The 19224-nt window shown below is 37.4% G+C and carries 15 protein-coding genes, 1 other RNA gene and 1 pseudogene; 13 read left to right on the forward strand and 4 right to left on the reverse strand.

Translation table 11 applies throughout. The features are described from left to right. Positions 1–230 precede the first annotated feature (230 nt). Together GQO39_RS02065 and GQO39_RS02070 are read left to right on the forward strand one after the other, a co-directional pair. Complete coding sequence (locus tag GQO39_RS02065) at positions 231–965, forward strand: hypothetical protein (RefSeq protein ID WP_156850737.1); 735 nt, start codon at positions 231–233, stop codon at positions 963–965. A gap of 144 nt (positions 966–1109) precedes the next feature. Next, a complete protein-coding gene (locus GQO39_RS02070) occupies positions 1110–1424 on the forward strand; it encodes a hypothetical protein (protein WP_007553442.1) in 315 nt (104 codons plus the stop codon). Positions 1425–2132: 708 nt separating this feature from the next. Here the strand turns inward: GQO39_RS02070 and GQO39_RS02075 are convergent. Together GQO39_RS02075 and GQO39_RS02080 are read right to left on the reverse strand one after the other, a co-directional pair. Further along, on the reverse strand, positions 2133–2312 hold the full coding sequence (locus tag GQO39_RS02075; protein ID WP_007553441.1) for a YegP family protein: 180 nt from the start codon (positions 2310–2312) through the stop codon (positions 2133–2135). Positions 2313–2722: 410 nt separating this feature from the next. Next, on the reverse strand, positions 2723–3262 hold the full coding sequence (locus GQO39_RS02080) for a helix-turn-helix domain-containing protein (protein WP_156850738.1): 540 nt from the start codon (positions 3260–3262) through the stop codon (positions 2723–2725). Positions 3263–3606: 344 nt separating this feature from the next. Here GQO39_RS02080 and GQO39_RS02085 point away from each other — a divergent pair. After that, a pseudogene (locus GQO39_RS02085) lies at positions 3607–4660 on the forward strand (DUF475 domain-containing protein). Between the two features lie 38 nt (positions 4661–4698). On the opposite strand, the gene pncA reads toward GQO39_RS02085, so the two are convergent. Continuing rightward, on the reverse strand, positions 4699–5307 hold the full coding sequence (gene pncA / locus GQO39_RS02090) for a bifunctional nicotinamidase/pyrazinamidase (protein ID WP_156850739.1): 609 nt from the start codon (positions 5305–5307) through the stop codon (positions 4699–4701). A gap of 47 nt (positions 5308–5354) precedes the next feature. Further along, positions 5355–5897, reverse strand: coding sequence for a hypothetical protein (locus tag GQO39_RS02095; RefSeq protein WP_156850740.1), 543 nt, complete (start codon positions 5895–5897; stop codon positions 5355–5357). Positions 5898–6058: 161 nt separating this feature from the next. On the opposite strand from GQO39_RS02095, the gene ettA reads away from it, so the two are divergent. The 10 genes from ettA (at position 6059) to GQO39_RS02145 (ending at position 19214) form a co-directional block, all read left to right on the forward strand. Beyond that, entirely contained in the window at positions 6059–7708 is a 1650-nt protein-coding gene (ettA, locus tag GQO39_RS02100; protein ID WP_156850741.1) for an energy-dependent translational throttle protein EttA, read from the forward strand. A 435-nt stretch (positions 7709–8143) separates the two neighbouring features. Further along, the gene (locus GQO39_RS02105; protein WP_156850742.1) at positions 8144–9082 is read left to right on the forward strand and encodes an ArsR/SmtB family transcription factor; all 939 of its coding nucleotides are present in this window, start codon (positions 8144–8146) and stop codon (positions 9080–9082) included. Between the two features lie 1507 nt (positions 9083–10589). Continuing rightward, positions 10590–10964 carry a hypothetical protein gene (locus GQO39_RS02110; RefSeq protein ID WP_156850743.1) on the forward strand — a complete coding sequence of 125 codons (375 nt, stop codon included), beginning with the start codon at positions 10590–10592 and terminating at the stop codon, positions 10962–10964. A gap of 956 nt (positions 10965–11920) precedes the next feature. Continuing rightward, complete coding sequence (locus GQO39_RS02115; RefSeq protein ID WP_156850744.1) at positions 11921–12430, forward strand: lytic transglycosylase domain-containing protein; 510 nt, start codon at positions 11921–11923, stop codon at positions 12428–12430. 86 nt (positions 12431–12516) lie between these two features. Further along, positions 12517–12907: RNase P RNA component class A (rnpB, locus tag GQO39_RS02120), an RNA gene on the forward strand. 266 nt (positions 12908–13173) lie between these two features. Beyond that, entirely contained in the window at positions 13174–14172 is a 999-nt protein-coding gene (rsmH, locus tag GQO39_RS02125) for a 16S rRNA (cytosine(1402)-N(4))-methyltransferase RsmH (RefSeq protein ID WP_198039400.1), read from the forward strand. Next, positions 14169–14573: a cell division protein FtsL gene (ftsL, locus tag GQO39_RS02130; protein ID WP_156850746.1), complete on the forward strand. Its 405-nt coding sequence runs from the start codon at positions 14169–14171 to the stop codon at positions 14571–14573. Before rsmH ends, ftsL begins: the two co-directional genes overlap by 4 nt. After that, the gene (locus GQO39_RS02135) at positions 14573–16315 is read left to right on the forward strand and encodes a peptidoglycan D,D-transpeptidase FtsI family protein (RefSeq protein WP_156850747.1); all 1743 of its coding nucleotides are present in this window, start codon (positions 14573–14575) and stop codon (positions 16313–16315) included. Before ftsL ends, GQO39_RS02135 begins: the two co-directional genes overlap by 1 nt. A 23-nt stretch (positions 16316–16338) precedes the next feature. Then, positions 16339–17787 (forward strand): UDP-N-acetylmuramoyl-L-alanyl-D-glutamate--2,6-diaminopimelate ligase, encoded by a 1449-nt coding sequence (locus tag GQO39_RS02140; RefSeq protein ID WP_156850748.1) that lies wholly within the window; start codon positions 16339–16341, stop codon positions 17785–17787. After that, on the forward strand, positions 17784–19214 hold the full coding sequence (locus GQO39_RS02145; RefSeq protein ID WP_156850749.1) for a UDP-N-acetylmuramoyl-tripeptide--D-alanyl-D-alanine ligase: 1431 nt from the start codon (positions 17784–17786) through the stop codon (positions 19212–19214). The genes GQO39_RS02140 and GQO39_RS02145 overlap by 4 nt, the downstream gene beginning before the upstream one ends. Positions 19215–19224 lie beyond the last annotated feature (10 nt).

Consider the following 19224-nt stretch of genomic DNA (forward strand, 5'->3'; position numbering starts at 1 on the left):
GTGTTTATGAAATGTTACTGATAGTATACGCAGCACCATTATAAATCAAGATATACCCAAACATTGGCATTTATAAGAAATTTCCGCGTTCAGATGATGCACGGATATAGCGAGGCTTTACAGCCTTAAGGGTAAGGGGGGGCCTGTAGAAAAAATACAAATTCATGGATGAAGAAGGTTTGTTTTCCTTTTGTTTTAATAGATTAGGTTACTGTTAGACGATATATCGTATGCGTGTGTTAAGAAACTTTGAAAACATCAAAAAAAGTGGTCGTAATAATTTTATAGAGTATGAAGGTGCTTTCGGTCACAAAGGTGATTGCTGGGTAAAATCTAATACGAGCGGTAGATGCTTTATTGTAGATGAATATGTTTTTGCTGACGCCATGGTTTATAACGATGCTCGTGTTTATAATGATAGCTATAGTGTGCAGATATATTGTATATTTCCTGTTTTCTGCCTCATTTGTGTTTACAGAAGTGCGCCAGTATATGGTAAAGTAGGGGTTTGCAATAGGCTACATGTCCACAACATTACAAAGATTTATTGTAGTACTAAGATTAGTAGCAATGTGCAGGTTTACAGCGGTGTTCATGTATACGGCAATGCCCAAGTTTATAACTCTGTAGAGATTTCTAGAAATTCTAAAACTTACGTCAACGCTTTAATTTGCGATTATGCAAAGATTCATGGGAAGGCAGAAGTTTACTGTCATGCTGAGGTTTGCGGCTATGAATCCTTTCGCAATGATAAAGAGACTCGCATAGGTAGCTACATTTTATATGATATGAAAGAGGTAAGAAAGGGCGATGCGGGGGAGGCGGCTATTGGGTTTGTTGAGCTGTTAGCATCGTTTGAAATTATTTGTATTCTTATGTTTTATGTAAAAAATACGGTGCAAATAATTGGCGAGAGGGTGTGGATTTTTACAGCTTTTATGGGGTTGCGTTGCATCATTGGTTAGCGTGTTTTGATGGAGAGAATAAAGGGTGTTAAGTGCAATTTGTTGCACTTAGCATATGCGGTTTCGTCTTCTTTTTTTGATGAAAGGCGAAATAAAACAAATGAATCGAGATGATCGATTTAATAGCAACTAAAGGAGATTAAAATGAGTTTGAATGAAATTTTATTAGGAGCTGTGATTGTTGTTTTGCTTTTTAGTGGGATTATGTTTCGGTTACTTTTTTATTCTCGCGATCAGGTTAAAGCTCTTAAAGAAGAGGCAAGAAATATAAAGCATGAGTTTTTAAGGGATTCTATGAAGATAACTGAAGAACGAGATAGGGCGATTAGAGAGCAAAATATGGTGATTAAAAGACGTGAACAAACAATTGAAAAACTGAAAAAACAAATTAAGCAATATGAAGAAGCCATGAAACAACATCATGAACAGATTAAATCTGAAGATAGCACGAAAAAGTGATTGTGTTCATATTTTGCGTCGGATCTGTGTATTAAAAGATTTTAGAGACGTTAAGAAAAGTGATTAAAGAGTTTGAGGATAGCAAAAGAACTAATTTTTACCATAAAAATAACGAACGAGTTAGTGGTGAGCTTATGTTTTTAGGGAACCTTCAAGTTTTTTCCAATGTTATGGTTTATGAAACCATTTAAGTTTATGGGAAGGTCGTTGTCAGTGGCAACGTAAAAGTTTCTGGTAATGCACATGTTGCTGAAAAAAGTGTTGGAGGGGTGGTATTCTTCTTTGGAGAACGAGGTATATGATGGATAAAATAACCTCAACTAACAGGTATAAAAAAGCATGGAAGTAGCAAGAAAGAAGGATGCCTGTTTTTATAAAAGTATGAAGCAAACGTATAGGTTATGATGATTGGACAGAAAAATCATATTCATAATTTGAGTGTGTTCTATTACGTTTATTACTATTGCGAAAAGACTGAAGATTTGAGAAAGTTGCAGATTGATAGATTCAAGAGAAATTTAGTTGTCGGTTTGGAGATAGGAATAGCGTTTGCAAAAAGCTTTATTTAACAGTATTTATGTATGCTAGGAATTACACAAAAAACTCTTTCTATCGAGGGAAAATAAGTTACTCTCCATTCGTCACCAAAATGTGGTAAGATATTCCCAATATACAAAGGAAAAATTTTTGTTTTAATAGCAAAGAACGTTAAGGTTGTAGTTCCCTAATAAGCGCTTTATGCGTAATTTCTTTTATCTGCTCAATGTTTACTAGGATATCTTGTTTCGTTGGATAGCCTTTACTAGAAAAAGCGATTTTTTGTTCGTCCCCTGAAATTAAACGCCAGTACCATTGATTGTGAACTCCTTGAAACACCTCAAAAAACATGCTTTCCACCTCATAAAATAGCCGATAATTTGCAGGATAAATATTCAACCAATTTGACTATAACAGTAAGGTATGTCTCTATAGTGGGTAGTCAATATATTCCCCTTCATTTTTTTGATCTTAAACAATAATTTCTATGAGAATCCTATCTTGTAACAAGAAAATATTTATTGTCAATAATGTATAAATAGGTATTTTATACTATAAAAAATTATTTTTTAATTTTAATTAGGCTGTATTCTTATTTCGATTAGAATTTTTTTTTGTAGTTAAACAGATAGCTTTAATGATTTTATTATAGAAACAAATTTTATAAAGTAAACAAGACTTTACCAGCATGGAAAAAGTAAAAGTGCTTCTTTCCGTACTGATAAATTTACTTGTTTTATTATTCTTTGTGATAAAGATGTCTATTGATTGGCTATAATCTCTTTTTGCGATACACTTCGAATGAGTAAATCAATGAACAGGCTAAGGGTATAGGAATTGGCCATTTTTGCCTTCGTATCAATCAAAGAGGTTGCAGCCTTTGAGTTAAGGCTATTAGATAAGCCTTGTTTTGTCAAAAACTGCTGCAACTTTTCATAAGAGCTATCGATTTTTTCTTGATCTAGTTTTTCACTATGATCACTGTTCGCAAAAATCTCTTCAAGCCGCTCAATTTTTTTTATAAAATAGTTCCAGTCAAAGTCACCTTTTGTATATTCTGCGTCAAACATTTTTCCCTGTCCAGTTAAAAGCCAATTAATATTGACACCGTACAGCGTGCGATATATCTGTAATACACCAAGATTTGGTTCTCTTTCTCCGCGCTCATAAAAAGCAATAGAGTTTTTTGTCATGCTAAAACTTTTAGCCAGTGCTTCACGTGATGGATCCCCTAAAGCTAGGCGTACATAACGTAAACGTTTTCCAAATATAGTTTTTGATTCAGTTTCAGGACGTGCCACGAATTATCTCCCTCAGTAAATCATCACGGTATCGGTTTTGACCGATAAAGGCACACTATGTATTAATATCTCATGATATAATGTCAATATTTATAACTTTATTTTTCTTTATTTTTTTAATTTTAGTGGATAGAAGGTGATTTTTGATACATCTTATTTAAGATTGGTATGTATTTCAGATAAAATTAACCAATCTTCTCTTGCTTTTTCTGTAAGAGATTCCATATAGGTTCGCCATGTAGATTCTGTCTATTTTGCGTTAATATATGCAATCTTCAGATATGTACCATATTCACTCTGTATCATAGAAGATGAATTAAAGAAATAAATTTTGAGGAATGATCATGGCCCTATTAGGCTATTTTAGATGGGCTTTTTTTTTCACGATTGTTGGCATTTTTATGGGAGGGGTTATTGGTTGGTTTGAAACAGGAAGTATTACTGGTTTTTTTAAATATTTTTTTATTTGCTGCGTTTTAGGAATTTTGGAAATTTCTTTATCTTTTGATAATTCTATTATTAATGCACGGATTCTTGGAAAAATGGATTCGTTATGGCGCAGTCGTTTTTTGGTATGGGGCATTTTGATAGCTGTGTTTGGGATGCGGATTGTTTTTCCGTTACTGGTTGTTGTTGTGGCGGTTGGGATTAATCCAATTTCGGCAGTAAAATTAGCGATATGGGAGCCACATCAGTATGCTGCAATCTTAACGGATGCTCATGTAGGTATTGCGGCTTTTGGGGGAACTTTTCTCATGATGGTTGGGTTAAAATATTTTTTTGACCTTGAAAAAGAGGTACATTGGCTCGCTTTTATAGAAAAACCTGCTCAAAAGCTTGGGGTGCTTGGTGGTATTGATATTGCAATTGTTTTGGTTTTGATATTATTCCTTTCAGAACAGATTGTAACAGAAAATAAAATGGCTTTTTTACTTGCTAGTCTTTATGGACTTTTGACGTTTATAGGTGTTGAAGCTGTTAGTTCGCTGTTGGATACTCCAAAAAGATCTTTAACTACGGTCGCAAAAGGGGGAGCAGGTGCTTTTCTTTATCTAGAAATTCTAGATGCTAGTTTTTCTTTTGATGGAGTTGTTGGTGCTTTTGCTTTTTCACACAATCTTTTTATTATTGCAATTGGTCTTGGCATAGGTGCATTTTATGTTCGCTCTATGACGATTATGTTGGTCGAATCAGGGACATTGTTACATTATCGTTATCTGGAGCACGGCGCTTTTTATGCGATTTTGGTACTCGCAGTGATTATGTATCTGCAAACTGTTATATTGGTTCCTGAAGTATTTACAGGACTAGTGGGGGTCTGTATTATTGGAATGGCATTTTATTCTTCTCTTCGTTTTAAGCGCCACCTATCTGAATAAGCATGTTGTATCTACATAAATTAAAATTTTTATGCATTGCAATAAAAAGAAAGTATTTTATGAGGACATTAAGAGCTCTATACCGGATTCGTTCATGGTTTTAAGCATTGTGTTAAGTGATCCATTTAGATCAATACCAGCACAGGCGTTTAATGAAACGCTCACTTTAAAGCCGCATTGTATAGCGTGCAGTGCAGAAAATCCTACACAAAAATCGGTTGCTAAGCCGCACATAGCAAGCTTTGTGAAACCGTGTTCTTTGAGATAAACTTGTAAGCCTGTTGGTGTTTTTTGATCATTTTCAAAAAAAGCCGAATAGCTATCAAATTTTTGATTATAGCCTTTTCTAAGGATAAGCTGCGCTTTCTCAGCTCTGAGAGATGTATGAAATTCTGCTCCTTGTGTTCCTTGTATGCAATGATCTGGCCAAAGGATTTGGGGGCCGTAGTCAAGATTTACGGTATCATAGGGTATTTTTTCAGGATAGGAGGAAGCGAAGCTACAATGGTTTTTAGGATGCCAATCTTGGGTTAAAATGACATGATTAAAATGGTCTATGAGATTATTGACAGCAGGTAAAATGGTATCACCTTGTGGTACTGCAAGTGCTCCACCTGGCAAGAAGTCGTTTTGCATATCGATGACGATTAAGGCTTTTTTTTCCATGAATATATTCCTGTTAAGAAACTTTCTTTTGTGATACCTTTAAAGGGTTATATTTTATCTTGAAGTTTTGAAATGATTTCGTGGATGTTGGTATTATTTTTATAACTATCAAGCCAAAAAAGGGGAATGGATAAGTTTTTAGAATTTATTTTATAATTTTCTACGAATTGCAACCATGCACCAATGGAAAGCGCACTGTAGTCACTAATTGCTATGTGACGGCGCAAAGCCCTCATGATCTTCAAGCTTGGGACGTCAGATCCCATAAGACGGCGTTCGTTTTGTAAGCGCAACTTAAGCCACATCAATGCAAGGGGGGAAGTCCATTGTTTTCCATAACACAAAATTGATGAAAAAAAAGAAGGGTTTCTTGCTGCATAGTGTAAAGCCCACAAAGCAAAAAAAGAGGGGGCATAGAGAATCGTTTTTTGGGGTGGTACAGATACATTATTGCATTGGTAAGTTGGTTTAATACGATAAAAAAACACTGTTATATCTTGGAGAGAAAAGAAAGACGGTGTTTGATAACACGTTTCAGGTACAGCTAAAAAAATTTTCTTTTTGCTCTTTAAAGGGACGTTTTTTTGCATTCAGAACCGTAATAGAGCTTGTGAAATTAGAAAAAATATATCAATATAAAAGAAAAACTTTTAATACAACGAACGCACTGCTTACCGCGCAGTTTGAAGAAAGCAAAAGCAATCCTTTAAAAGTCTTAACCCTTAATACCGTGTAGTATAAAGAGAAATTTATGGCACGTCAATTTATCTATCATATGGCTGGGCTTAACAAGGCTTACGGCAATAAAAAAATTTTAGAAAATATTCATTTGTCTTTTTATCCAGATGCAAAGATCGGTATTTTAGGACCGAATGGTGCAGGTAAATCGACTATTTTACGTATTATGGCTGGGCTAGATAAGGAATATACGGGAGAGGCATGGCTTTCTGAAGGGGCACGTTGTGGCTATCTACCGCAAGAACCTCTTCTTGATACAAGCAAAGATGTGCGCGGTAATGTGATGGAAGGTGTTGCGGATAAGCAGGCAATTGTTGAGCGTTATAACGCGTTAATGATGAATTATAGTGAGGAGACGGCTGATGAAAGTGCACGACTTCAGGATATTATCGATAGCCAGAATCTTTGGGATTTAGAAAGTCAAGTGGAAATGGCTATGGCTGCTCTTGGTTGTCCACCAGCAAATGAGGATGTGGCAAAACTTTCAGGAGGTGAGAAGCGGCGTGTTGCTCTTTGTAAATTACTTTTGTCAAAACCCGATTTATTGCTTTTGGATGAACCTACAAACCATTTGGATGCTGAAACTACAGCTTGGCTTGAAAGGCATCTATGTGAATATTCCGGTGCGGTGCTTTTGATTACGCATGATCGTTATTTTCTCGATAATGTAACGGGTTGGATTTTAGAATTAGATCGCGGTAAAGGTATTCCTTATGAGGGAAATTATTCCGCTTATTTGGGAGCGAAAGCTAAGCGTTTGGTTCAGGAAGGTCGTGAGGAAGCTGCTCGTCAGCGTGCATTGTCACGTGAGCAAGAATGGATAGCTTCTAGTCCAAAGGGGCGGCAATCAAAATCAAAGGCTCGAATTAGGGCCTATGATGAGTTAGTTCAGGCTGCACGGGAGCGTCGTCCTGGAGAGGCGCAAATTATTATTCCTATTGGGGAAAGGTTAGGGCAGGTTGTCATTGAAGTTGATAATCTCTCTAAGGCGTATGGCGAACGTGTATTAATTGATGATCTCTCTTTTAAACTTCCTGCTGGTGGTATTGTTGGTGTCATTGGTGCCAATGGTATGGGAAAATCTACCTTGTTTAAAATGTTGACGGGACAGGAACAGCCAGATTCAGGTCAAATACGCATCGGTGAAACAGTTCACATGAGTTACGTTGATCAGAATCGTGATTCGTTGGTCGGTGATAAAACCGTTTGGGAGCAAATTTCTGGCGGAAATGACATTATTAAGTTGGGGAAATATGAGGTGAATAGTCGTGCTTATTGTGGTGCGTTTAATTTCAAGGGTGCAGATCAACAGCAGAAGGTGGCAAATTTATCAGGCGGACAACGCAATCGCGTACATTTGGCTAAACTTTTAAAGGAGGGAGGCAATGTTCTTCTTCTTGACGAGCCTACAAATGATCTTGATACGGAAACTTTAGGTGCATTGGAAGATGCGTTGGAAAATTTTGCTGGTTGTGCGATGATCATATCACACGATCGTATGTTTCTTGATCGACTGGCAACACATATTTTGGCTTTTGAAGGTGATGGTCATGTGGAATGGTTTGAAGGTAATTTTGCTGAATATGAGGCTGATAAGGTTCGCCGTCTCGGTGCAGAATCTCTTAATCTTAGGCGTGTAAATTATAAGCCGCTTACACGCTAGGATTTTGTATCTTGTGTAAACTTGATTGAAAGAATGAGGATGGTGTTTGATATTGCTTTTATTTTTCAAAAGACAGTGCGTGCATCATGTTGAAAAGCTTTGATTTTCGCATCTCATAAGATAGAAATGAGAGCATAAAATCCTGATTATATCCTTCGTGGAATATGTATCATACTTGATATGCTAGGACATGTACAAATACCCGTTACTTATCAAATTATAAAAGAAAGTTGTAAGTTTTTGTATGCAGTTTTGTGGTTATAGCCTCAATATTTTCGCTATCATCACGAGAATAAGGGACCGTTAGTTTAGGGGTTGCTTGTTGTTCAATTTGTTGGAAAACAATGTAATAAACAGAAGTAATGCAACTCTATGCCTTCTACTTGATTTTCTATTAATAGGAATAAATGCTTATCTGAGCAGAGAGGAATATTGATGAAAAAAGTAGTAAGTTTGGATGCAGCGATTATGTCCCTGAAAACGATGGCAGAGATAACTCGTTTGCGTGTTCTTGTGCTCTTGTGCCACGAAGATTTAACGATTTCTGATTTTACTTTTATCCTTGGTCAGTCGCAATCTCGTGTTTTGTGGCATTTGCATTTATTGTACGAGGCACAGTTGATAGAGTGTTATCAAAAGGGAAATAGGATTTATTTTAAGCTTTGTCATGGTTGTTTGGGTAAAGATATTGTGATGACTGCTTTTTCATCTTTGCCAAAGCATGATGTGAAACTGGCACACGATTTAGTGCATTTGGTAGATATTAAAAAGCAGCGTCGAAAAAGGGGGAAGAAATATTTTTCACAAAACAAAGCACAATGGAATACATTTCGATTTTCCCATATTGCGGATTATGTAGTGGAAAGTGCCTTACTTGAAATCGTTGGCGATAAACAATTTGATACAATGTTGGGGATTGGTGTAGATACAGCCCCTATCTTAAAATTCTTTTCAGGTCTTTATACACGTGCAGTTGAAGTTGTACTTGATAGTGATGTTTTGCATCTCTCTATTCGAGATACAACTTTTGATTTGGTCATTCTTTACTGGGCTTTACATTTTCTTGAAAATCCTGAAATGGCTCTTAACGAGGCGGCACGTGTTTTGCGCCCTCATGGACGTTTGCTGATTGTGGACTTTGTTCGCTATACGACGGAGCCTTCATATTCTTACCATGCACATATGCATCTTGGGTTTTCAGATTCACAAATAGAACAATGGCTTAAAGATGCAGGACTCATTTTAGAACAAACGGTTTGTCTTGCTCCTGTAAAAAATGAAAATAATGAGAGGCTAATAGTTACATTTTGGCTTGCACGTGATCCACGTTTACTGGTTGATGATATCAAAGACAAAAAAGTAGATTTTGCATAATTATATTTGTTAATATGTTTCATTCTTTGGTTTTTCTCAATTAGAAGCGCAAAAATGGAATTTTAGTAAGCCTTCGAAGAGTTATTGCTTTTGGTGCGTGCATTGTGTTTTTTGCATGAGATTATTGATGTTTTAATTATGGATGAGCAGATGTATCAGCTAACGGCATTTTTATAGAGATGAGGCTATAATGGTAGTTATTTAACGCATGTTGGGACAGTATCTGTTAATTGATCAATATATTAATTTATAATGGCAATTTATTCTTTACAACTTAAATGAGAATTCTGAATAGAGAAATATTTTCTCATTTCAAACCTCTTATCCAGAATCGAAAGAATTGTTTGTTTACGTGTCACAAGAGGGATAAAATATGGATAAAAAGCGTTTGAGAAAGGAATAAATATGCTTCTCATGAGTTATCTACAGGCAAGAGCATGTCGGAAACATTGGGAGCAGGTAAATATAATATGGTGCTGGGAGATGGATTAGATGCAAGGTAGGGGGGCTCTTTAAAGCAAATGCCGTGAATTATTAGTACAATGATGTACAGTTTTTGCGAGGAATATCATCCCAGAAAGAAATGCGAGTAGCAAAACGAAGATATTATCTCTTTAAAGAAGAGAGAAATAGAGCAATTTTTGGATATAGAAATTGCCTTTTTATCATTTTGTGAGAAAGTTTAAGAGATGGAAAAAAATATCTCCACTAATCTTTATCACTTATGATAGTGGTTGGAGTCTATTGCTGGTTATAAAATAATCCGTAGAAACCTTAAATTTCGGTAGTGAATGATTCGTAATAAATTGCGCTTAGAATTTTAATTTTCTATCATCTTAAAGAGCTAAAAGTTTATATTTTGCTTATTGCAGTGAAAACTTTTGAACAAGTGCTTGCTGCTTTTATGCGCTTTGTTTTTTATAGGGGAAGTTCATATGAAGCGCTTGTAAAATTTTTATGGTACTGAAGTTTCTGGAAGAATTATTATAAAAATCACGATGATCATAGATTCTTGATTCTTTCCGAGATAAAATTGCTCCAAACTGGATCATTTTGAGTATTTTTTGCCTCAATTTTTCCACTTTTTAGCGATTTATGATTTTTTATACATTTTTTTCATGGAAGATGATAAGAATTTCTTGTTGTTTAAAACATTTTGTTCCATAGCAGGAATATTGCATCGGCTATTTTAGTGGTTGGTGCGAGAAGACGATCAGGGAACCTCCTCCCCCCCCCCCCGCGTGGATCCCTTAGATTGTCTGGCCTGGCTGAGGATTTCCTCAGTCAGGCTTTTTAGGGTTTGATGTCAAGTTCGATAAAGTATTACAAAGGGAGGAAGTTGAGGTACTTAGTATTTTGGGGTATGTGGTGCAAGAGGGGAAATATGATTTTTTTTCCAGTTAGTGCAGGTGCGGTGTTTTTGATAATTGAAATTTTTTTATTGAAAATTCGATGAGTGTTGTGTGATGGAATCTGCTTTTATGTTGTAATATTTAGGTAAGAGATAATGAGGTCTTGCGGGCGCCGTGTTATTTTGATTTTATTTGTGTTTTGTGTTTTTTTTGCCAGCCTTTTTGTTTCTCGAAATGCTGCAGTTTATCAATTTTTATTTGATCGTTCTTTTTCTTCTCAACAGGTTGATGTGACGGAGGAGATGCTTATAGAGAGATTGGCGGTGTCTTTTCCAGATATTATAATGCAGCTTTCTAAGCTAAGTTCTGAGCAACAAGAGAAATTGATTGAGCAGGTGTATCAAGGTGTGGTTGCTACTGCTTCTGCAAATGGTCAGAGTGATGAACAGTCTAAAAAATTAGGTAGGACTGTTGCTGTGATTTTGTCAAAAGCGATTGCTCGTCCTTCTATTACGGATGCTTATTTTTAGTCATTTCTTTGAAAAATGTATATTTACAGTTTATTTTAAGGATGTTTTTTGATGCTTTTCGGGAAGTTTTGAAAGCGTGCAGGGAAGTTATACTACCCATTTTTTATTTGATATTATTAAGGATAGAAAATGGTAAAACACTTAAAGCTCTTTTTTGCGGTCTTTAGGATGTTTTTTTGTCATATGTTTCCTAAAAATGAGAACAGGATTTTGCGAAGTTGGTGAGATCATAGTGTGCGGGCAAAATATTTGAATGGGGATAGGCAATATAAATTTTTATTCAAATGATCTTAAGACTGTTTGTACTGTTACCTTTGTAGAATTTTGCAAAAAGTGGATAGAAGTAATTGTTAAATTTTTCTATACGGTCAGGAGCTGATATATTTGTGCATATTTGTGGACTTTTTGTACACAATGATTTGCCTTTAAGATTGGTTTTTTGGTCAGCTTTAGTAGATGTTTTTTATAGCATAAATTTTTTCGTAGTGGGTGTTTATCGTCAAGGGGTGAGTCGATAACGGTTTGTATTATTAGTAGAATCTTTGCGCTATCGAGGGCATTGGGTGAGGATGTTTTAGTTTATATTGCTTTTTGTGATTATAGAATTGATCTCAATAAAGATTTGAGTAATCCTATGTAAAAAATGGCAAAGGCTTTTTAATATTATTTCTGTTTGCTAAAAGCTAAAATTTTGCTGTGCTGTAGATCTATCAGTAATTGATAGGGTATATGATCTTTTCTGCACATTTATATTTTCATTATAGTTTCGATATTACACGAGATATAGAAATATATAATAAATAAGCTGAGTGTTTTTCTTTTTTTTAAAAAATTATTTTGAAACTGTCTTAATATTTTCATTTTCAAGCCGTTCTTTAGCTGTTTTTTTCTGTAAAATGTACCCGCAAAGCCATTGCGGCTAGGATTTTGAGAATGTTTTAATGAAGAGAAAGAAAATGCAATTTGTGAAGATCCTTTCCGGTGCAGCGTTTGCTGTATTTTTTGTGTTTAATATAAGTTTGGCTCGTACCGTTTTAAATGTTGGAGATTCAAATAAAAGCTCAGTTATTATTGCTTCTAGGATTTCTACTCGTCCTTATGAAACCCTTATTCAGAAATTTGCAAATAAGCATAATGTTCCTGTTAATTTGGCGCATGCTGTTGTACGAGTTGAAAGTAATTATAAGGCGCGTACAAAGGGGGCAGTTGGCGAAATAGGTTTGATGCAAATTAAACTCTCTACAGCGCGAGGGTTGGGTTTTAATGGTTCTGTGCAAGATCTTTACGATCCTGCGACAAATCTCGAATATGGTATGCGTTATTTGGCGCGGGCATATAAACTAAGTGGTGGGAATACGTGTGGAACGATCCTTAAATATAATGCAGGTCATGCTGCAAAAAAAATGAATACTATTTCAGCTAAATATTGCTTAAAAGTGAAAACTTATCTAGCTTCATTAAAATAAAAATGACCTTGAAGGTGATATATTTGCTATGAAATATCTTGAGAGTGCACTTTTCACTTGACGAAAAATGTTTTATAAATGATGTGTCAGTCGGCTGGGCAGCCGCGCTTGTCCAATGCCTAAAGGCGGCAGGTGAGGAAAGTCCGGGCTCCATGGAAAAACGGTGCCGGGTAACACCCGGCGGGGGCGACCCTAGGGAAAGTGCCACAGAAAGCAAACCGCCTATTTTTATAGGTAAGGGTGAAAGGGTGGGGTAAGAGCCCACCGCGCATTCAGTAATGAATGTGGCAAGGTAAACCCCACCGGGAGCAAGACCGAATAGAAATGACGTGCAAGGCTTAGCTTGCAGCCGGTTTCCGGGCGAGTCATTTGGGTAGGTTGCATGAGGCGGATGGCAACATCCGTCCCAGATGAATGGTTGCCATGTAGAGTGTAAGCTTTACCATACAGAACCCGGCTTACAGGCCGACTGATGTTTTATAGTTGATATCATACGTAACCGGCATTGCGCATGAAATTTTCTCTCATGAGGTTGTGTGTTTGAAGTTTATATTCAAACGAAGTGTGTTTTTTTTAATTATAACATTTTTTTAAATATAATGCGTTAGGATGTGTAATAGGGGTAACTTTAGCTTTATGTTCTTTCATTGTGATAGACAGGGGAATTGAGGCTTTGGTTATTCTGATATCAGTTGTCACTGATGGCTGTTGATTTGAAAAAGCATAAATCAAGATGGATTATTTTGACAGAGCAGGGTCACAGAGCTGAACGCCATATTCCAGTGTTATTACAACCAGTTTTAGCTGGGCTTATGCCATTGGTTGGGGCAAGAGTAATTGATGGTACCTTTGGTGCTGGTGGTTATACGCGTGCTTTATTAAATGCAGGTGCACAGGTTATTGCTCTTGATCGTGATCCTCATGCTATTGATAAGGGACAAGTGCTTGTTGATGAATTTTTTCCACGACTTCGTTTAGTGCATATGGAGTTTTCACAGTTAGATCGTGTCGTTGAAGAGAAGGTGGATGCAGTTATTTTGGATATTGGTGTCTCTTCAATGCAGCTTGATGAAGCTGAGAGGGGGTTTTCTTTTCAAAAAGATGGTCCATTAGATATGAGAATGGCTCAGACTGGTTTCACTGCTGCAGATGTTGTAAATCGTTTAAAAGGTGATGTGTTAGCGCGAATCTTTAAAATATTAGGAGAAGAACGCTATGCGAGCCGAATTGCACGGATGATTGAAAAGCGCCGCTGCGTTCAGCCTTTTTTGCGTACAGGTGATCTTGCTCATGCCATCGAGGCATTGGTGGGATGTAAAAGCAGAGATCGCATTCATCCTGCAACGCGCGTATTCCAAGCTCTGCGCATTTATGTTAATGATGAAATTGGTGAACTTGCGCGTGGCTTATTTGCTGCTGAACGCGTTTTAAAAGCAGGAGGCCGTCTGGGTGTCGTGAGTTTTCATTCTCTTGAAGATCGTATGGTCAAAAGATTTTTTTCTGCTCGTTCAGGAGAGCGTATGAGATCGCGCTATCTTCCTGAAATAGAGACAGCTCCAGCAACATTTTTTCCTTTGTTTAAAGGCGGGATCACTGCGACTAAAGAAGAGCTCCAGCAAAATCCTCGTTCACGTTCTGCGAGGTTGCGTATTGGGATACGTACTAAAGCCGAGAGTCTTGCTTCTGACATGAAATTATTTGGTTTAGCAGAGATTGCCAATTTTGAAGGCAGCAAAAAATGACAGTTTTTCGTACATTTGATATGATTTTAGTGATGATTATGATTTGTATGGCAGGTCTTACTTATAAGGTAAAATATGATGTTCAAAAACGGATGAGCGAAGTTCGTCGTCTTGAACATGAAATTGCTGCAGCAAAAAATACGGTGAGTTTGCTTCATGCTGAATGGGCTATGATGATTGAGCCTTCACGAATGCAAAAACTTGCGAAGCGTTATCAAAAAGAGCTTGGTTTAGAGATCATGCAGCCTCGACAGGTAGTAGAGCTTGGGGATATTCCGGTACGTGTACATGATCCAATTGAAGAAGTGATTAAACAAAATATCTTGGAGGATGGTAAGGATATTTTGGCAAATAATCGTGCGTCTCAGGGGAACAGCGTTGTTCGAAAAGGCGTGCGGTGATGAAATCATACTTTTTATTTTCGCAGAAAGAAAAGCGCTTAAAGAACCCACTAGATGTTCAAAACTTTCCCGCTCGTCGTTCCTATTCTAGTCGTCCGCGCTTGCTTTTTTCTTTGTTTTGTTTTCTTATTTTATATGGAGTTATGGGGGCTTGTCTTATTTCTTATGGGCTTCAAGGTGGGCAGATTGAAGAAGCAAAAGGACCTAGTGTTCTTCAATTGACTGCGCGGCCTGATATTATTGATCGTAATGGTCGTTTGTTGGCAACGGATATTAAAACTTATTCTCTTTTTGTTGAACCACGACGTATTATCGATGTGGATGAAACCATTGAATTGCTCTCAACAGTTTTGCCCGATCTCAATTGGCAGGAAACTTATAAACGCCTAAAAAGAAAGTCTAGTTTTTCTTGGATTCAGCGTGGGTTAACGCCAATGCAGAAGACGCAAATTATGGCTCTTGGTATTCCTGGAATTGGGTTTCGTACTGAAATTCGTCGTTTTTATCCGAGTGGACCTGTGGTTTCGCATATTCTCGGTATGGTGAATGTTGATAATCAGGGCATAGCGGGTATGGAAAAATATATTGATGATGCTGGCTTGAGTGCTCTACGTGCAGCTGGTCTTGCAACTGAAGAATCATTAAAGCCAGTTCAGCTTTCGATTGATGTGCGTGTTCAGACAATTGTGCATGATGAACTTAAGAAGGCAATGAAGCGTTATAAAGCAATTGCGGCAGGAGCTGTTATTTTAAATATCCACACGAGTGAAGTTCTTGCTATGGCATCACTACCAGATTTTGACCCTGGAAATCCTGTTGAAGCTTTGAAAAGTGATCGCTTAAATCGGATGACCGCTGGAACTTTTGAAATGGGATCTATCATTAAAAGTTTTACGACCGCAATGGCGCTTGATTCAGGTCTTTTTCATTTAAATAGTGTTATTGATGCTTCACAGCCTATTAAAGCAAGTCAAAATTATTTTATTCGTGATTTTCATGGAAAAAATCGTCCCTTAACGTTATGGGAGGTTTTCATTTATTCCTCTAACATTGGTTCTGCTAAAGAAGCATTGGCAATAGGCATTGACGGACATCGTGATTTTTTGAAACGACTTGGTTTACTTGATCGAATGGCAACGGAATTACCTGAAGTTGCACACCCTATTGTGCCACCTCATTGGAAAGATATCCATTCTATGACGATCGCTTTTGGACATGGTATGGCAACAACGCCTTTGCAAACAGCAGTAGGTGCTGCTGCTTTAGTAAATGGTGGTTGGTTGATTGAACCTACGTTTTTAAAACGTGCAAAAGAACAAGCTTTGCAACATGCAAAACAAGTCTTGCAGGCCAAAACGAGTCAAAATATGCGTTATCTTTATAAGTTAAACAGTGATATTGGTTCGGGACGTAATGCAAAAGTAGAAGGTTATCGCGTTGGTGGTAAGACAGGAACGTCCGAAAAAGTTGAAAATGGAAAATATTCTAAAACAAAAAATTTCAATAGTTTTCTTGCTGCTTTTCCTATTGAGAATCCTACCTATGTTGTTTTAACAATTATTGATGAACCTCAGCCTGAAGATGGACAGCGTTCAGCAACAGCAGCAATGAATGCTGGTCCGGTGCTTGCTAATATTATTCGTCGTTCAGCTAGTTTTTTGGGAATAAAACCAGATTTTGAAAAAGAGTATGAGCCTATTTTGAGTACAAAGAACAGTTCGAGATTTGTTAAACAACAGTAAAATTAATATAAAGGTGCGCTATTATGTTGTTTGGAAAAATTTTTACAGAATGTCTTGAATATGAGAACCTTTCTTTAATGGAAATAACAGGCATAAGTGCAGATTCTCGGCAAATTTTTCCAGGCTATGTTTTTGTCGCTGTTCAAGGAAATCAAGGTGATGGCAAAAATTATATAAATGATGCTATCAAGCGTGGTGCACGAGCAATTGTTACAGATCATAATGTTGTTTTTGAGGATTTATCTGTTCCCGTTTTACGTGTTTATGATGTCCGTCATAGTTTAGCGAAAGCAGCTGCACGTTTTTACGGTTCTCAACCTGAAACGATTGTGGCTGTGACAGGGACAAGTGGTAAAACATCAGTTGTCTCTTTTATTCGGCAAATTTGGACACATGTCGGTTTATGTGCTGCTAGTATAGGGACGGTAGGTGTTGTTTCTCCTAACCGGAATGATTATGGTTCTCTTACAACACCTGATCCAGTAGTCTTGCAGCGTTTACTTTCTGAAATTGCTCATGAAGGGGTTACACATGCAGCCCTTGAAGCATCTTCGCATGGACTTGATCAAAGGCGACTTGACGGGGTACATTTAACTGCTGGCGCTTTTACCAATTTAGGACGTGATCATATGGATTATCACAGGTGCGTAGAGGATTATTTGCGTGCTAAAATGAGGTTGTTTGATACGCTTTTGCCTCAAGATGCTCCTGCTCTTATTTTTGCGGATGATGTTTATTCGCAAAAGGTTATTGATACTGTCACGAAAGCGCGCCGTCGTGTTTTTACAATTGGGCGTAAAGGGCAATTTATCACCATTAATCGTATTGAACACCAACGTTCAAGACAGTGTGTTGAATGTCGTCTTGAGAACAATATTTATACATTTGATTTGCCTCTCGCTGGAGATTTTCAGGTGATCAATGCGCTTATGGCAGCGGGATTAGCAATTGCAACAGGTGTTGCTCCTGATAGGGTTTTTCATTCGCTTGAAACTTTGCAGGGAGCACCTGGGCGGTTGGAATTGGTTGGCAAGACAGAAAATAATGCTCCTGTTTATATAGATTATGCGCATAAACCAGAAGCTTTAGAGCAGGTTTTACTTTCTGTTCGTCCCTTTACGCAAGGACGTTTAATCCTTGTTTTTGGTTGCGGAGGTGATCGTGATCAAGGAAAAAGGCCTTTGATGGGAAAAATTGCAGAAAATAAGGCTGATATTGTTATTGTAACGGATGATAATCCTCGCACTGAAATGCCAGAAAAAATCCGCAGGGATATTTTACAAGCAGCACCAAGAGCAATAGAAATAGCAGATCGTGGTGAAGCTATTTCTTATGCGGTGGGGCTTTTAAAAGCAGGGGATACGTTAATTATTGCTGGAAAAGGTCATGAGGATGGTCAAATTATAGGGGAAAAAACATATCCTTTCTCAGATCGCTTGAAAGTGATTGATGCTTTGCAGGAACGTAGATGACAGCTTTATGGGATAAACAAGCACTTATTACCGCAACTGATGGCTTTGTCGTTGGGTGCATGCCAGAAAACTTTTCTGGGATTTCCATTGATAGTCGTACTCTTGTAGAAGGTGATATTTTTTTCTGTATTAAAGGGCATCATCTTGATGGCCATGATTTTGCTGAACAAGCTTATGCGCGAGGAGCAAGTGCTCTCGTCGTTTCAGAAAATCGTTTGGCTGAAATGGGAAAAATATCCGCTCCATTGATTGTTGTTCCTGATGTTTTACAAGCTTTAGAAAAACTTGCGAAAGCTGCGCGTAAGCGTTCAAAAGCTAAGATTATCGCAATAACAGGTTCCGTGGGAAAAACAACGACAAAAGAAGCCCTAAAACAAGTGCTTGCAACTTTTGGAAAAGTTCATGCGAATCTTGCTTCTTTTAATAATTGCTGGGGGGTACCGCTTACTTTGGCGCGGATGCCTGTGGAGTGTGATTATGGCATCTTTGAAATTGGGATGAATCATAAAGGCGAAATTCGCCCTCTGGTGAAATTGGTGCGTCCACATATTGCTTTGCTTACGCATATTGCTGCGGGTCATATGGGTTTTTTCAAAAATCTTGAAGAAATAGCAGATACAAAAGCTGAAATTTTTGAAGGATTAGACGATGAAGGTGTAGCCATTTTAAATGCCGATAATGATTTTTTTTCTTATTTAGTCCAGAAGGCAAAGCAATGTGGTGTGAAGAAAATCTTAAGCTTTGGTGAAGCTGAAAATTCTGATTATCAGGCTAGAGATATACGTCTTCTAACGGATTATTCCTCTATGATCGTGCGTATTTGGGGGCAAGATAAGGGGGTTAAAATTGGTGCTCCTGGACGACATATTGTACAAAATAGTTTAGGTGTTATTGCTGTTTGTGATGCTATTGATGTGGATTTGGAACCTGTTTTTCTATCTTTGAACCATTTTCCTCTTCAAGAGGGGCGTGGTGTTTGTTATCGTCTATCTTTACCAAAGGGGGGAGAATTTCATTTAATTGATGAAAGCTATAATGCTAATCCTGCGTCTATGAGTGCTGCTCTTGATCTGCTTGCTACAGGGCATGTTGGGACAGGTGGTAGGAGAATTGCTATTTTGGGTGATATGCTTGAATTAGGAGCTTATAGTGAAAAACTCCATCGTGCTTTAGTAAAGCCAATCTGTCTTTCTGGCGCTCATCCAGTTTTTTTATTTGGTAAAGCAATGAAGTCTTTAGCTACTGATTTGTCCGCATATGTTAAGGTTCACTATGCTGAAAATATTGAAAAAATTTTACCGCTTATTTTTGCAGAAATTTCCAATGGGGATCTGCTTATGATTAAATCATCCCACAGTCTTTTTTCATCAGATATTGTTGCCGCACTCCTTGATCACTATAAAGCGGTTTCTCCTTCATTTAAATAGGTTTTTTTGT

The sequence above is a fragment of the Bartonella refiksaydamii genome (assembly GCF_902652675.1).
GTDB lineage: Bacteria > Pseudomonadota > Alphaproteobacteria > Rhizobiales > Rhizobiaceae > Bartonella > Bartonella refiksaydamii.